Source organism: Alistipes sp. An66 (genome assembly GCF_002161445.1).
In the GTDB taxonomy this organism is placed as follows: Bacteria; Bacteroidota; Bacteroidia; order Bacteroidales; family Rikenellaceae; genus Alistipes; species Alistipes cottocaccae.
Map to the genome: position 1 here is coordinate 26,151 of NZ_NFHT01000002.1, position 14,275 is coordinate 40,425.

The 14,275-nt window shown below is 62.5% G+C and carries 16 protein-coding genes; 6 read left to right on the forward strand and 10 right to left on the reverse strand.

All coding sequences use genetic code 11. The features are described from left to right. The 5 genes from B5G16_RS01920 (at position 1) to buk (ending at position 5,146) form a co-directional block, all read left to right on the forward strand. Positions 1 to 1,257, forward strand: a complete 1,257-nt coding sequence (locus B5G16_RS01920; RefSeq protein ID WP_087260565.1) for a glutamate-5-semialdehyde dehydrogenase — start codon at positions 1 to 3, stop codon at positions 1,255 to 1,257. 104 nt (positions 1,258 to 1,361) lie between these two features. Continuing rightward, positions 1,362 to 1,733, forward strand: a complete 372-nt coding sequence (crcB, locus tag B5G16_RS01925) for a fluoride efflux transporter CrcB (protein ID WP_087260567.1) — start codon at positions 1,362 to 1,364, stop codon at positions 1,731 to 1,733. A gap of 118 nt (positions 1,734 to 1,851) precedes the next feature. Beyond that, positions 1,852 to 3,054, forward strand: coding sequence for an acetate/propionate family kinase (locus B5G16_RS01930; RefSeq protein WP_087260569.1), 1,203 nt, complete (start codon positions 1,852 to 1,854; stop codon positions 3,052 to 3,054). A 60-nt stretch (positions 3,055 to 3,114) separates the two neighbouring features. Further along, on the forward strand, positions 3,115 to 4,023 hold the full coding sequence (locus tag B5G16_RS01935; protein WP_087260571.1) for a phosphate acyltransferase: 909 nt from the start codon (positions 3,115 to 3,117) through the stop codon (positions 4,021 to 4,023). 55 nt (positions 4,024 to 4,078) lie between these two features. Next, entirely contained in the window at positions 4,079 to 5,146 is a 1,068-nt protein-coding gene (buk, locus tag B5G16_RS01940; protein ID WP_087260573.1) for a butyrate kinase, read from the forward strand. Between the two features lie 66 nt (positions 5,147 to 5,212). On the opposite strand, the gene B5G16_RS01945 is transcribed toward buk, so the two are convergent. Genes B5G16_RS01945 through aroQ form a run of 3 tightly spaced genes read right to left on the reverse strand, consistent with a single transcriptional unit; the run spans position 5,213 to position 8,606 of the window. Continuing rightward, complete coding sequence (locus B5G16_RS01945; protein ID WP_087260575.1) at positions 5,213 to 6,661, reverse strand: lipopolysaccharide biosynthesis protein; 1,449 nt, start codon at positions 6,659 to 6,661, stop codon at positions 5,213 to 5,215. 3 nt (positions 6,662 to 6,664) lie between these two features. Beyond that, positions 6,665 to 8,137: a pyruvate kinase gene (gene pyk / locus B5G16_RS01950; protein ID WP_087260576.1), complete on the reverse strand. Its 1,473-nt coding sequence runs from the start codon at positions 8,135 to 8,137 to the stop codon at positions 6,665 to 6,667. 43 nt (positions 8,138 to 8,180) lie between these two features. Beyond that, positions 8,181 to 8,606 (reverse strand): type II 3-dehydroquinate dehydratase, encoded by a 426-nt coding sequence (aroQ, locus tag B5G16_RS01955; RefSeq protein ID WP_087260578.1) that lies wholly within the window; start codon positions 8,604 to 8,606, stop codon positions 8,181 to 8,183. A 113-nt stretch (positions 8,607 to 8,719) separates the two neighbouring features. Between aroQ and thiL the strand changes: the two genes are divergently transcribed. After that, positions 8,720 to 9,655, forward strand: a complete 936-nt coding sequence (thiL, locus tag B5G16_RS01960) for a thiamine-phosphate kinase (protein ID WP_087260580.1) — start codon at positions 8,720 to 8,722, stop codon at positions 9,653 to 9,655. Between the two features lie 141 nt (positions 9,656 to 9,796). Here the strand turns inward: thiL and B5G16_RS01965 are convergent, their stop codons facing one another. The 7 genes from B5G16_RS01965 to B5G16_RS01995 form a co-directional block, all read right to left on the reverse strand. Further along, a complete protein-coding gene (locus tag B5G16_RS01965) occupies positions 9,797 to 10,072 on the reverse strand; it encodes an FtsB family cell division protein (protein ID WP_087260582.1) in 276 nt (91 codons plus the stop codon). Continuing rightward, the gene (locus B5G16_RS01970) at positions 10,073 to 10,708 is read right to left on the reverse strand and encodes a 7-carboxy-7-deazaguanine synthase QueE (protein WP_087260583.1); all 636 of its coding nucleotides are present in this window, start codon (positions 10,706 to 10,708) and stop codon (positions 10,073 to 10,075) included. Next, positions 10,709 to 11,251, reverse strand: a complete 543-nt coding sequence (gene hpt / locus B5G16_RS01975) for a hypoxanthine phosphoribosyltransferase (RefSeq protein WP_087260585.1) — start codon at positions 11,249 to 11,251, stop codon at positions 10,709 to 10,711. A 183-nt stretch (positions 11,252 to 11,434) separates the two neighbouring features. Then, on the reverse strand, positions 11,435 to 12,013 hold the full coding sequence (gene rsxA / locus B5G16_RS01980) for an electron transport complex subunit RsxA (RefSeq protein WP_087260587.1): 579 nt from the start codon (positions 12,011 to 12,013) through the stop codon (positions 11,435 to 11,437). A gap of 2 nt (positions 12,014 to 12,015) precedes the next feature. Then, entirely contained in the window at positions 12,016 to 12,600 is a 585-nt protein-coding gene (locus B5G16_RS01985; protein ID WP_087260589.1) for an RnfABCDGE type electron transport complex subunit E, read from the reverse strand. Beyond that, positions 12,593 to 13,258, reverse strand: coding sequence for an RnfABCDGE type electron transport complex subunit G (locus B5G16_RS01990; RefSeq protein ID WP_239405921.1), 666 nt, complete (start codon positions 13,256 to 13,258; stop codon positions 12,593 to 12,595). The genes B5G16_RS01985 and B5G16_RS01990 overlap by 8 nt, the downstream gene beginning before the upstream one ends. A 12-nt stretch (positions 13,259 to 13,270) precedes the next feature. Beyond that, on the reverse strand, positions 13,271 to 14,245 hold the full coding sequence (locus B5G16_RS01995) for an RnfABCDGE type electron transport complex subunit D (RefSeq protein WP_087260593.1): 975 nt from the start codon (positions 14,243 to 14,245) through the stop codon (positions 13,271 to 13,273). Positions 14,246 to 14,275: the final 30 nt, after the last annotated feature.

The window sequence follows — 14,275 nt, forward strand, 5'->3', positions numbered from 1 at the left end:
ATGGAAACAAACTACCGAGCCTTGTTCGAGGCAGCCCGCCGGGCCGGCGCCGCTCTGGCCGACACACCCGCCGAACGGCTTTCGCAGGCCGTCCGCACGGCAGCCGGACTGCTCCGCACCCATACCGACACCATCCTCGCGGCCAATGCCGCCGACCTTGCGGCGATGGATCCCTCCTCGCCGCTGTGCGACCGCCTGCGGCTGACGCCCCAACGCATCGCCGCCATCGCGTCGGACATGGAGTCCGTCGCGGGGCTTCCCTCGCCGCAGGGCGAGACGATCGCCGCCTGGCAACGTCCGAACGGCATGACGATCCGCAAGGTGCGCGTCCCGTTCGGGGTCGTGGGAATGGTCTGCGAGGCGCGGCCCAACGTCACGGCCGACATCTTCTCGCTCTGCATGAAGACCGGCAACGCCTGCGTATTGAAGGGCGGCAGCGACGCCCGTCGCTCGAACGAAGCGCTTGCGGAACTCCTCCACGAAGCGCTGTGCCGCGAAGGGATCGACGAGGCGGCCTTCACGCTGCTGCCTTCGGACCACGCGGCGGTGGGCGAACTGCTGAACGCCGTGGGCTACGTCGACGTGGTGATTCCGCGCGGCGGTGCGGGGCTGATCCGCTTCGTGCGGGAGCACGCCCGAATCCCGGTAATCGAGACCGGCGCGGGGATCGTGCACACCTACTTCGACGCCGCAGGCGACCTCGACAAGGGCCGCGCGGTGATCTGCAACGCCAAGACGCGGCGCGTGAGCGTCTGCAACGCCCTGGACTGCCTCGTCATCCACCGCGCGCGGCTCGGCGACCTCGCCGCACTGTGCACCCCGCTGGCCGAGCACCGGGTCACGATCTACGCCGATGCCGACGCCTTCGGCGCCCTGACGGGCCACTACCCTGCCGGACTGCTCGTCCCGGCTGCGGAGGAGCACTACGGCACGGAGTTTCTGGACTACAAACTGGCGGTGAAGAGCGTGTCGTCGCTCGACGAGGCGCTGGCCCACATCGCCCGCTACTCGTCGCGCCACAGCGAGGCGATCGTCACCGAGGATGCGGCAGCGGCCGATGCCTTCACGCGGCGGGTCGATGCGGCGTGCGTCTACGTGAACGTCTCGACGGCCTTCACCGACGGCGGACAGTTCGGATTCGGAGCCGAGGTAGGGATCTCGACGCAGAAACTCCACGCCCGCGGTCCGATGGGGCTTCCAGAGCTGACGACCTACAAGTACATCGTCTCGGGCGACGGGCAGACGCGCGAAGGTTGAACAAAGTGACAAAAAATCCGTCTGTTCGGGCAAAAAATGAAACGATTCGTAATCATTTCACCCTTAAATTTGCACGTCTGTAAAATAATACCTATTTTTAGCTTATGGTTCGTGAACTTTTCTGCGTAGGGCTCGGAGGCGCGGCCGGAAGTATCGTCCGATACGTGATTTCGGCATGGATGCTGGGCGGGCAGACGCTGCTGGGGTTTCCGGCGGGGACGTTCACGGTCAATGCCGCAGGATCGCTGCTGATCGGGGTTCTGATGCAGACGCTCTCGTCATCGACGGCGGGCTGGCTGCTCATCACGGGCTTCTGCGGAGGGTTCACCACCTTCTCGACCTTCTCGGCGGACACCGTGCGCCTGCTCCGGGCCGGAGATTACGGACCGGCGGCGGGTTATGTCGCATTGAGCGTGGTCGTGTGCCTCGCCTTCACGACGCTGGGCATGCACCTGGGGTCGCAGATGAAGGGTTAGAGCAAGGGGGGGGGAGATCAGCCCGGCAACAGCAGAAGGATGCGAGGGAGAGGCCGGGGAGAGGGGCCGAGAGAGGGCCGAGGAATGCAAACATATAAACTTTAACAACTGATACATTATGGTAATTCTCGTATTGAACTGCGGATCGTCGTCGATCAAATACCAGGTGATCGACATGACGGACGCTTCGGGCAAACTGCTCGCCAAAGGACTCGTGGAACGCATCGGCCTGCCGGAGGGTGACCTGACGCACAAACCCGTCGGCAAGACGCCGTTCGAGGTGCACCAGCCGATCCCCGACCACACGACGGGCATCAAGCTGGTTCTCGACGCCCTGACGGACCCCGCACACGGCGTGATCTCGTCGCTCGACGAGGTGAAGGCCGTCGGCCACCGCGTGGCACACGGCGGCGAATACTTCCCGGAGAGCTGTCTGGTGACCGGGGACGTGAAGGAGAAGATCCGGTCGCTGTGCCAGATCGCACCGCTGCACAACCCCGCGAGCCTCGAAGGAATCAACGCCGTGGAGACCGTACTCCCGGGCACACCGCAGGTGACGGTCTTCGACACGTCGTTCCACCAGACGATCCCCGCCGTGAACTACATGTACGCCCTGCCGTACGAATACTATGAAAAATACCGCGTGCGCAAGTACGGCTTCCACGGCACGAGCCACAAGTATGTGGCGCGCGTGGGCGCCAGACTGGCCGGACTGGACTTCGAGAACGCGAAGATCATCACCTGCCACATCGGCAACGGAGGATCGGTGACGGCCGTGCTGAACGGCAAGTCGTTCGACACGTCGATGGGCTTCTCGCCGCTCGACGGTCTGGTGATGGGCACGCGCTGCGGGCAGGTGGACGCCAGCGCCATCACCTTCATCGGCGCAAAGGAGGGCATGAGCTATGCCGAACTGGAAACGATGATGAACAAGAAGTCGGGCGTTCAGGGCCTGACGGACATTTCGAGCGACATGCGCGACATCGACCACGCCTACGAGGAGGGCAACCCGCGTGCGATTCTGGCGCGCGACATGTACTACCGCCGGATCAAGAAATTCGTGGGCGAATACGCCGCAGAGATGGGCGGCGTGGATCTGATCGTCTTCACGGGCGGCGTGGGCGAGAATTCGAGCGACATGCGCGAATCGGTCTGCACGGGCCTGGAATTCATGGGTGTGAAGTTCGACACGGAGGCCAACCGGGGCGCCCGCGGCGTGAACAAGCTGCTCTCGACGGCCGACTCGAAGGTCAAGGTCGCCGTGATCGCCACCGACGAGGAGCTGATGATCGCCACCGACACCTACAACCTGGTGAAATAGTCCACCGACTCCGACACCAAACCAACGGAAACAAACACGAACAACCAAAACCTGATAATTATGATTCAGCATCTTACCGAAATCGTCGAAGAGGCGAGAAAACGGGGCAAAAGACGTCTGGCCGTAGCTTACGGACAGGATTCGCACACGCTGGAAGCGGTTTACAACGCCTATAAGGAAGGGCTCGTGGAGCCGACGCTCTACGGCGACAAGAAAGTGATCGAGCAGGTCTGCGCGGAGAACAACATCGACATCAAGGCCTTCAACATCGTCGACGAACCGAACGACGTGAAGTGCGTGCAGCAGGCCGTAGCGGCCGTCGTCGCAGGGAATGCCGACGTGCTGATGAAGGGTCTGGTCTCGACGGACAAGTACATGCGCGGCATTCTGAACAAGGATGCGGGTCTCTTCCCGCCGAAGGGCGTGTTGAGCCACGTCTCGATCGTGGAGATGCCGTGCTACCACAAACTGCTGATCATCTCGGACGTGGCGGTGATCCCGCTGCCGGACTTCAAGCAGAAGATGAAACAGATCGGCTATCTGGCGCAGACGGCCAACCTGCTGGGCATCACGACGCCGAAGATCGCCTGCATCGCCCCGTCGGAACAGGTTCTTCCGAACGTGATCTCCTCGACGGACGGAGCCCTTCTGGCGAAGATGGGCGACCGCGGACAGCTGGGCAACGTGATCGTCGACGGACCGCTGTCGCTGGACGTGGCGCTCTACAAGGAGGTTGCCGAACACAAGAAGGTGAAGGGTTCGTCGGTGGCCGGCGACCCGGACTGCCTGCTCTTCCCGAACCTGGAATCGGCCAACGTCTTCTTCAAGAGCACGACGCACCTGTGCGGCGGAGAGCTGGCCGCCATGGTGATGGGCACGAACGTACCGTGCGTGCTGACGTCGCGCGGCGATACGAGCCGCACGAAGCTCTTCTCGATCGCCCTGGCCTGCCTGGCCGTAAGAAAATAAGACGCAGCCCGAAACCACACAACCAACCAACCTAACCTGCTGAACCGAGAACTTTATGGGCTACAAGATTTTAGCGATAAATCCCGGCTCAACATCCACGAAGGTCGCCCTCTATGACGAGGAGCGGCCTTTGTTGGATCTGACCCTGCGGCACTCCACCGAGGAGCTGCAACGCTTTACCGACGTAATCGACCAACTGGACTGGCGCCGGGGACTGATTCTCTCGGCGCTGCGCGAAGCGAACTTTCCGCTCCGGGAGCTCTCGGCCGTCATCGGCCGCGGCGGACTGATCCGCCCCATCCCGGCGGGAGTCTACGAAGTGAATTCGCGGATGCGCTACGACCTGCGCAACGCCGTGATGAAGCACGCCTGCAACCTGGGCGGGCTGCTTGCGGCGCAGATCGCACACATGGCCAAAGTGAAGGCCTATATCGCCGACCCGCCGGTGGTGGACGAAATGGACGACCGGGCGCGCATCACGGGCATGCCGATGTGTCCGCGCAAGTCGGTGTTCCACGCCCTGAACCAGAAGGCCATCGCACGGCTGCACTGCGAAAAGACCGGAAAGGTCTACGAAGAGACGAACCTGATCGTGGCGCACATGGGCGGCGGCATCTCGGTGGCGGCGCACCGCCGGGGAAGGATCGTCGACGTGAACAATGCACTGGACGGCGACGGGCCCTTCGCTCCGGACCGTGCCGGAAGCATCCCGTCGAGCGATCTGATCAAGGTATGTTTTTCGGGCCAGTACACGAAGGAGGAGCTGTTGAAGTACGTGTCGAGCAAGGGCGGACTGGTCGCCTATCTGGGGACGAACTCCGTCATGCAGGTGATGGAGCGTATCGCACAGGGCGACCAGCGGGCCCGGAAGGTGCTGGATGCCATGTGCTACAACGTCTCGAAGCAGATCGGTGCAATGGCCGCGGCGCTCGAAGGCCGGGTGGAGGGCATTCTGCTGACGGGCGGCATCGCCTACAACGAACCGGTCGTGGAGTATATTCGCCGCCATTGCGGCTTCATCGCCCCGGTCACGGTCTATGCCGGGGAGAACGAACTCGAAGCATTGGTACAGAATGCGCTGGTGGTACTCCGGGGAGTCATCACACCGAAGGTCTACAAATGACGCCTCCGCCCGGGGACGGGCAGAGAGGGAAAAGAGGGAGCAACGAAATCCCCGACGACAGATCGCCTACTTGCGGGCGATCTGTTTTTTTACGATGGCGCAGACCTCGCGGAAGGCTTCGAGCCGGCAGCCCCACGAGAGCCCGACATAGACGAGCACCCCGACGGATACTTCGGCCAGCAGACGCAGGATGTCATTCCCGGGCAGCCAGAGGGCCGTCGCGCGTACGGCGGCATACATGGCGGCGGAGACCAGCGCGACGGGCAGCAGCGTAACGAGGATCCGGCGGATGGACAGCGTGGTAAAGCGGCGTGCGGCCCCGAAGTTCACGGCCATTTCGCAGGCGGCGATCACGACCAGCCCCCAGACGACGGCCATCACGCTGTGGGGGATCGTCACGGCGAAGACCACGGTCATGAGGATCTTCTTAACGATTTCGAGACGCACGATCAGCGGTCCCCGGCATTGAGCCTTCAGGACGTTGCTGGCGACAAGCCCGACGGTATAGAAGATGCCGGAGAGGCAGACGACCTCGAAATAGGGCACCGTGGGCATCCATTCCCGGCCGAGCAGAACGGCGAACATGTCGTGCGCCACGGCCGACATGCCGAGCATGAGGGGGAACATCACGTAGGCGACGACCATGACGACCTGACGGTAGCTTTCGGCGAACTTCGGAGCGTCGTCGCGGATCTTCGCCAGCGCCGAGAAGGTGACGTTCTGAATGGCCTGCATGCCGGTGGTTGCGGGCATGTCCTTGAGCTTCACGGCCTGGTCGAAGGAGCCGAGGGTTGCGGGCGAATAGAGCTTCCCGAGGAAAAACTGGGGGATCTTGCCGTAGAAGTTCGAGATCAGATCGGTGGCCATGAGGCTGTATCCGAAGGGGGCCATTTCGCGGATGGGCGCGATGCCGCATGCCCCGCGGGGGCGCCACTCGCTGAGCCACCACAGCAGCGCGGCCCTGACCGCCGCCGCCAGCACGCGCTCGGCCACAAGGCTCCAAATCCCCCACCCGGCCAGGGCCAGGGCAATGGCCGCGAGCCCGCCGACGAGCGACGAGAAGAAGGTCACCTTCGAGAGGAGTTCGAAACGGAACTGACGGGTGAAGATGGCGTTCTGGACGGTGCACAGGGCGTTGAGCGGCAGAAGCAGGAAAAAGACCGGCGTGATGCGGGCGATTTCGGGCATGTCGTACCAGCGGGCGACGAACGGCATGGTTGCGACGAGCAGGAGATAGAGGGCCGTCGCAACGAGGATGTTGAAGAGGAAGACCGACTTGTAGTCGCAAGGGCCCGGATTGCGGTGGCGGACAAGGCTCTGCGAGAAGCCGCCGTCGACGATCACGAGCAGGACGGTGACCACGGCCGACGGAATGGACATGAAGCCGAGGATCTCCCGGGTGAGCAGCCGCAGGATCACGAACCGCACGGCCATGGTGAGGAGCATCGAGCCGAACTTCTCGGCCATGCTCCACGCCACGCCCCGGGCGACTTTCGCTTTGAGCTCTCCGGCCAACGTCTACCGGTGCTGTGCCGCGATCATCTCGTTGCGCAGACGGATATTGCGGACGTTGGCGATTTCGACGTAGGAGGCGCCGCCGTCGGGGCCGAAGCTGCCGCCGACGATGGCCAGCAGGTCCTCATCGTCGAGTTTGCGATACTGGTCGATGAATTCCAGGGCATCGACCAGGAAATGGTACTTGTCGGCGAGCTCCTGGTTGCGGAGGATCGGCACCACGCCGTAGGAGAGGGCGAGGATACGCTGCGCATGGAGCTGGTAGCAGACGGCCATGACGGTTTTCCGGCCGCGGAAGGCCGCCAGATAACGGCCCGTACGGCCGGTCTTGGTGTCGAGGACGACGTACTTGATCGGGAGGTTCGTCGACGCCCGCACGGCGGAACGCGCCAGCTGGGCGGTGATTTCGTGGTTCACCGAGACCATGTTCATGTCGATCATGGGCTGGAAGTGCTCTTCGTCGCGTTCGATGGCGCGGGCCACGCGGGCCATGGTCTCGACCGCCTCGACGGGATAGTCGCCCATGGCGGTCTCGTCGCTCAACATCACGGCGTCGACGCGCTCGTAGATGGCGCTGGCGACGTCGCTGACCTCGGCGCGCGTCGGCCGGGGCGACTTGACCATCGAATAGAGCATCTGCGTGGCGATGATCACGGGACGCTTGGCGCAGATGCACTTCTCGACGATGCGCCGCTGGGCATTGGGGATCGCCTCGGCGGGGAGTTCCACCCCGAGGTCGCCGCGGGCCACCATGATGCCGTACGAAGCCTCGATGATCTCGTCGATGTTGTCGAGCCCCTCCTGGTTCTCGATCTTGGAGATGATCTTGATCTTGCTGCCGTGGGCGTCGAGGATCTCCTGCACGGCCTTGACGTCGCGGGCCGAGCGGACGAACGAATGGGCGATGAAGTCGACGTCGTTGCGCACGGCCCACTCGATGAAGCGGCGGTCCTTCTCGGTCACCGAAGGGAGGTCGATCGAGACGCCGGGGACGTTGACGCTCTTGCGCGAACGCATGGCGCCGCCGACGAGGAATTCACAGTCGAGCTCCGTGTCGGACTTCCCGACGACGCGGATCTCCAACTCGCCGTCGGCGATCAGCATCCGGGCTCCGACGGGGATGTCGCGGACAATGGTGGGGACGTTCATGTAGACGACCTTCCGGGTGGTGAGGTCGGAGCCGTCGGAGCCGCGCACGGCGACCCGGTCGCCGGCCCGGAAATTGATGCTGTTGCCATATTCGTCGGCGATGGTCGTCACACGGATCTCGGGGCCCTTGGTGTCGATCATGATCGGGATGGCGGGATTGACCCGATGGACGGTCTCGACGATCTTCGTGGCCCCCTCCTCGGAGACGTGGGCCGAATTCACGCGGATGACGTCCATCCCGGCATCGAAGAGTTTCTGCACGAACTCCTCGGTGCAGCGGAAATCCGACATCGTGGCGACGATCTTGGTTTTTTTCATGCGATACATAAAGCTCTCGTTTTTCGTTATCAGATACATTCAGCGGTCCCGGCTATCGGACGGGATTCAGCAGCGCCTCGACGCCCAGCCGGTAGGAGTCGAGACCGAAGCCCATGATCGACCCCCGGACGACGGGTGCGAGCATCGACGTATGGCGGAAACCCTCGCGGGCGAGGATCGAGGAGATGTGGACCTCGACGACCGGCACGGAGACCGCCGCCACGGCGTCACGCAGGGCGACCGACGTATGGGTATAGCCTCCGGCGTTGAGCACGATTCCGTCGTAACGGCCCTCGGCCTGCTGGATCGTGTCGATGAGCACGCCCTCGTGATTCGACTGGAAATAGTCGAGTCCGACTCCCGGGAAGCGCGACTTCAACTCCCCGAAGAGCTCTTCGAAGGTGCGGGTTCCGTAGATTTCGGGATTGCGCCGACCCTGCAAGTTCAGGTTCGGGCCGTTGAGAATCAGGATTTTCATGGTCAATCAAATTTATATTCCGGGCAACCTGACAGCGCATCGCTGTTTCAGGGGACAAAGGTAGTCATTTTCGCCGAAAAATCGGTATCTTTGCGGCAAGGCAGATCAAAAACATGACCGAGTTCGGATTCATCGACCACATACGCCGGCGTTTTGCCGATCTTCCCGATCAGGGATTCGAGGGTATCGGCGACGACTGCGCCGTGCTTCCGTTGGGCGGGGAGGCGCTGGTTTTCACGTCGGATCTCCTCACCGAGGGGGTTCACTTCCTGCGCCACGCAACCTCGGCCCGGGAGCTGGGCGGCAAATCCCTTGCCGTAAATTTGAGCGACGTGGCGGCGATGGGGGCACGCCCCGTTGCGACGCTGCTGTCGATCGCCCTGCCGCCCGACGCCTCCGGAGTGTGGGCCGAGGAGTTCATGGAGGGTTACCGGGAGCTGTCGGCGCGCTTCGGGACACCGCTCGTCGGGGGCGATACGACCCGCTCGGAGTCGGGCGTTACGATCAACGTCACGGCGATCGGCCGCAGCCCGCTCACGCACCTCAAACGCCGCCGCGATGCCCGCCCCGACGATGTGATCTTCGTGGCCGGGGAGCTGGGGGCTTCGGGCGCCGGACTTCGGGACCTGCTGGCGGGGCACCCCGACACCCCGCCGGCCCGCATACACCGCAACCCGCTGCCGCAGGTCGACGAGGGGATCTGGCTCGGCGGACGCCCCGAGGTGCACGCCATGATGGATCTTTCGGACGGACTGGCTTCGGATCTGCGCCACATTCTCGACGAATCGGACTGCGGCGCGGAGGTGGAACTCGAACGCATTCCCGTAGCCGCCGGCGCGGACCTGCGGACGGCGGCGTGCGGCGGCGAGGACTACAAACTGCTCTTCACGGCGGCCCCGACGGCGACCCGACAGCTGGAAGAGGAGTTCCTCGCCCGTTTCGGCACCCCGCTCCACCGGATCGGGCGCATCACGGAACGCGCGGGCCTGACCTGGCTGCAAGCGGGCAGTCCCGTCCAGCTGGACTGGCAGGGATTCACACACTATTGATCCGGCAGGGGCCGCGAAGGCGCCACGGTTCCGTTTCCGCGGGGCAGCCGCCCTCCGCAGCACAAAGTCTTCCGCACACCAAAAAGCCCTCCCACCCGCAAGGTGAGAGGGCCTTTCCTGTCGTACCTCCCCTCCGCCGCCCTACTCTTCGAGGATGTAGACGTGCTCGTCGCGCCGCTGCATGCGGTAATGCTCGCGGGCATACTCTTCGAGGTAGTCGTCGTAACGCAGCCGTTCGAGCAGGGTGCTGTCCCGGGCGATCTTCCCGACATAGAAGTCGCGCTCGCGGTTCAGGGCGTTGATCTGCCGCTTGATCTTGACGGCATGCAGGGCGTTGCGCCCGATCACGAAGACCGAGAACACGACGATGATCGCCGTCAGGGCGATCCAGAAGCGGCGTCCGGGCTGAATCTTCATTTACGGAATGTGCATGTACTTGTGGGTCTGGATGGAGATGTTCCAGCGGGGATGCGCCTTGGCATACTCGACCAGCAGGGGCATCACCCGTTCGGCGACGCTCCACTCGGGTTGCAGGTAGAGCAGACAGTGTTTCCGCACCCGGGCGGCATTCCGCTCGGCCCATTCCAGATCCGCCTCCCCCTCGACGATGACCTTCAACTCATCGGCCCGTCCGAAGGCCTCTTCCAACGGGGGCTGCTGCCGTTTGGGCGAAAGGCATACCCAGTCGAAAACGCCGCTGAACGGATGGGATCCCGACGTTTCGAGGAAGATTTCGAGCCCCCGGGCGCGGAGCGTCTCGGTCAGCACGCCCAGCGGATAGAGCAGCGGTTCGCCGCCCGTGATGACGATGGCCTGCGCGGGGCACGACGTAGCGCGGTCGATCACCGTCTGCACGTCGGTCGGGGGATAGAGTTTCGGATTCCACGTGTATTTGGCGTCGCACCAGCGGCACCCGACGTCGCAACCTCCGAGACGGATGAAATAGGCGGGTTTCCCGGCATGGAACCCCTCGCCCTGAATGGTGTAGAAGTCCTCGACGAGCGGCAGCAGCCGCCCGCCGTCGAAGAGTGCGGGATCGATCGTAAGGGCCATCTATTCCGTGACGACGTAAATATCTTTCAGACTGCGCCCCAACTGGTCGTAGTCGAGGCCGTATCCGACGATGAATTCGTTTCCGATCTCCATGGCGCGGTACTTGATGGGGCGCGTCTTGCGGTAGGAGCCGGGCTTGAAGAAGAGCGTGCAGACCTCGATGGAGGCGGGCTTGCGGGCTTCGAGGTCGCGGATCATGTGGTCGATGGACTCTCCGGTATCGACGATGTCCTCGACGACGATCACATGGCGGCCCTCGATCGAGCCGTTGAGTCCGATGAGGCTGCGGACCGTTCCGGAGGACTCGGTACCCTCGTAGGAGGAGAGTTTCACGAACGAAAGTTCGTTCTGGAATTCGATTTTCTTGATCAGGTCGCTCATGAACATGAACGAACCGTTCAGAATACCGAGAAACAGGGGCGTCTCCTTGTCGGCGTAATCGTGGTTGATCCGTTGGGCCACGGCCTCGACGGCGCGGTCTATTTCAGCGGCCGGGATCATGATTTTGAACTCCTTGTCGTGAAGTTTTATGGTATCCCCCATGGTGTTTCAGAATTTTTAAGGGTTTGGGATTTTAGAATAGTGCAAAAATAGGAAATTGCAGGCAAGAAACGAAGAAACGGAACTGTTTTTTTACAAAATTCGGTCCGAACGGCCCTGCATGCAGAGCGACGTTCGGACCGAACCGCAACAAACCGGAGAATCGGCTCCGGCCGCGTTCCGTCTCTATACCAGTCCGGAGAATCCCATGAAGGCCATGGCCAGGATACCGGCCGTCACGAGCGCAATGGGAATACCCTTGAAGGCCTTGGGGACATCCTCGAAGTCGAGGCGTTCGCGGATGCCGGCGAAGAGAATCAGCGCCAGCGCGAATCCCAGGGCCGTCGCCACCGAATAGGTAACGCTTTGCAGGAGATCGAACTCCTTCTGGATCATGAGGATCGCCACACCCAGCACGGCGCAGTTCGTCGTGATCAGCGGAAGGAAGATGCCGAGCGCCTGATAGAGCGACGGAGAGAGTTTTTTGAGCATGATCTCGACCATCTGCACGAGCGCCGCGATCACGAGGATGAAGACGATGGTCTGCATGTACTCGATGTGCAGCGGAACGAGGATGTAGGTCTGAATGGGCCATGCAACGAGGGCCGTGAGCGCCATGACGAACGTGACGGCAGCGCCCATGCCCATCGAGGTCTCGACCTTCGACGACACGCCCAGGAAGGGGCAGATGCCGAGGAACTGGGCCAGGACGACGTTGTTGACGAAGATGGCGCCGATGATGATTGCGAAATAGGAGATCTCCATGACTACTTCTTGGCTAATTTGTTAAACAGAACCATCAGATATCCCAGTACGAGGAAGGCTCCGGGTGCCAGGACGAAAATCAGCGGCGTGTAGTCGGCGAATCCGAGATTGATCCCGAAGATGGCGCCGCTGCCGAGGATCTCGCGCACGGCGCCGATGACCGTCAGCGAGAGGGTGAAACCGATGCCGATCCCGACGCCGTCGAGCATCGAGTCGAAGGGCGAATTTTTCGAAGCGAAGGCTTCGGCACGCCCGAGGATGATGCAGTTGACGACGATCAGCGGGATGAAGACGCCGAGCGAGGCGTAGAGTGCCGGCACGAAGGCCTGCATCAGCATCTGGATGATCGTGACGAACGAGGCGATCACGACGATGAAGGCCGGGATGCGGACCTTGTCGGGGATGAGGTTCTTGATGAGCGAGATCACGAGGTTCGACATGATGAGCACGGCCGTCGTGGCGAGGCCCATGCCCATGCCGTTTTCGGCCGAGGTCGTGGTACCCAGCGTGGGGCACATGCCGAGCACCAGCACGAACGTCGGGTTGTTTTTGAGGATGCCGCTCAAAGCGATTTTCAGTTTATTCATGTTGCCCTCCTTCCTGAGCCGCAGGCTCGTTGGTTTGTGTAGCGACGGTATGCGTAGCGCCGGATGCGGTGTCGGTAGCCTCGACGCCGGTCGCTACGCTCTTGTAGGCCATCCAGGCACGGTTCACGGCATCGACGTAGGCGCGCGAGGAGATCGTCGCGGCGGTCAGCGCATCGACGTCCCCGCCATCCTTCGTCACGGCGAGTTTGCCGCCGACGAGTTTCTTGTTTTCGAGTTTCTGGCCCTGGATGCTGCCCAGCAGGACATTTCCTTCGTCGGCCATTTTGGTTCCCAGTCCGGGAGTCTCGGACTGTTCGAGGACGTTGACATTGACGACCTCTCCGTCGGGCGTGAAGCCGACCATCAGGCGGACGACGCCGTTGAAACCCTGCTTGGTCATGGTCTGCACGGCATAACCGGCAACTTCGCCGCCATTTCTGGCGGTATAGACCGTAATGGGCAATTCATCGATCGTCAGGGTCTGCTCCTCGGTCGACTCGAACGCCGGGAGCACCTCGGTGAGGGCGCTCTTCGTAGCGGCCTCCTTGGCCAGTGCGATCGGCTCCTCGGTAATCATGTTGACGACACCGACGCCGGCCGAAGCCACGAGGGTGATGCCGAAGAGGACGGCGGTCATGTTGACAAGTGTACTTTTCATGGTTCCCTCCTCCTATTTTACGCCGAAGCGCTTGGGTTTGACATACTTGTTGATCAGGGGCACGCAGGCGTTCATCATCAGGATGGCGAACGACATACCCTCGGGATAGGCGCCCCACAGACGGATGAGCATCGTGACGACGCCGATTCCGACGGCGAAGATCACGCCGCCCTTGACGGTCATCGGCGAGGTCGAGTAGTCGGTGGCCATGAAGACCGAACCGAGGATGGCGCCTCCGGCCAGCACATGGAACAGGGGCAGCTGCCAGAGCAGGGCGGGATTTTCCGTTCCCTTTGTTCCGAGCGCCACGAAGAAGGCGAACAGGGCCATCGTGGCGAGGATCGTCACGGGGATGTGCCACGTGATGACGCGGCGCCAGAGCAGGTAGACGAAGCCGAGGAGGAGGGCCAGCGCGGCAACCTCACCCAGCGAACCGGGCATGTTGCCGAGCAGGAGGTCCTGCACGCCGAGGGCATCGGGTCCGACGGCCCCGTGCTTGACGGCGGCCAGCGGCGTAGCGCCCGAGAGGGCGTCGAAGGCGCCCTGAACGGGCATGGGCCACGTGGTCATCTGCACGGGATAGGCGATCAGCAGGAAGACGCGCCCGACGAGTGCCGGGTTGAAGGGGTTCTTGCCGAGGCCTCCGAAGGTCATCTTGGCGATGGCGATGGCGACGAAGGCGCCGATGACGACGATCCACCAGGGAATCGAGGCCGGGAGGTTGAAGGCCAGCAGGACGCCGGTCACGACGGCCGACCAGTTGGAGATGGTGAGGGGGCCATTGACGAAGAATTTCTGGATCAGGAATTCGAACACCACGCAGGCAGCGACCGAGATGGCCGTCACGCGGAGCACGTCGACGCCGAAGACGATGGTCGAGACAACCAGCGCGGGCATCAGGGCGATCACCACGTCGCGCATGATGCAGGCCGTCGACTGGGAGGTCTGGACGTGCGGTGCGGGGGCGACAATGAGTTTGTTTGCCATAAGTGTTATCGTAAAATTTTGACTTTTCGG

Bases quoted from the DNA above. Each gene is read 5' to 3' on its own strand.
- aroQ (WP_087260578.1), bottom strand. From the start codon at position 8,606: ATGAAAATCCTGATTCTCAACGGCCCGAACCTGAACTTGCAGGGTCGG.
- B5G16_RS01965 (WP_087260582.1), bottom strand. From the start codon at position 10,072: ATGAAGATTCAGCCCGGACGCCGCTTCTGGATCGCCCTGACGGCGATC.
- B5G16_RS01930 (WP_087260569.1), top strand. From the start codon at position 1,852: ATGGTAATTCTCGTATTGAACTGCGGATCGTCGTCGATCAAATACCAG.
- buk (WP_087260573.1), top strand. From the start codon at position 4,079: ATGGGCTACAAGATTTTAGCGATAAATCCCGGCTCAACATCCACGAAG.
- B5G16_RS01935 (WP_087260571.1), top strand. From the start codon at position 3,115: ATGATTCAGCATCTTACCGAAATCGTCGAAGAGGCGAGAAAACGGGGC.
- hpt (WP_087260585.1), bottom strand. From the start codon at position 11,251: ATGGGGGATACCATAAAACTTCACGACAAGGAGTTCAAAATCATGATC.
- B5G16_RS01995 (WP_087260593.1), bottom strand. From the start codon at position 14,245: ATGGCAAACAAACTCATTGTCGCCCCCGCACCGCACGTCCAGACCTCC.
- B5G16_RS01920 (WP_087260565.1), top strand. From the start codon at position 1: ATGGAAACAAACTACCGAGCCTTGTTCGAGGCAGCCCGCCGGGCCGGC.
- rsxA (WP_087260587.1), bottom strand. From the start codon at position 12,013: ATGGAGATCTCCTATTTCGCAATCATCATCGGCGCCATCTTCGTCAAC.
- pyk (WP_087260576.1), bottom strand. From the start codon at position 8,137: ATGTATCGCATGAAAAAAACCAAGATCGTCGCCACGATGTCGGATTTC.
- B5G16_RS01985 (WP_087260589.1), bottom strand. From the start codon at position 12,600: ATGAATAAACTGAAAATCGCTTTGAGCGGCATCCTCAAAAACAACCCG.
- thiL (WP_087260580.1), top strand. From the start codon at position 8,720: ATGACCGAGTTCGGATTCATCGACCACATACGCCGGCGTTTTGCCGAT.
- B5G16_RS01990 (WP_239405921.1), bottom strand. From the start codon at position 13,258: ATGAAAAGTACACTTGTCAACATGACCGCCGTCCTCTTCGGCATCACC.
- B5G16_RS01970 (WP_087260583.1), bottom strand. From the start codon at position 10,708: ATGGCCCTTACGATCGATCCCGCACTCTTCGACGGCGGGCGGCTGCTG.
- crcB (WP_087260567.1), top strand. From the start codon at position 1,362: ATGGTTCGTGAACTTTTCTGCGTAGGGCTCGGAGGCGCGGCCGGAAGT.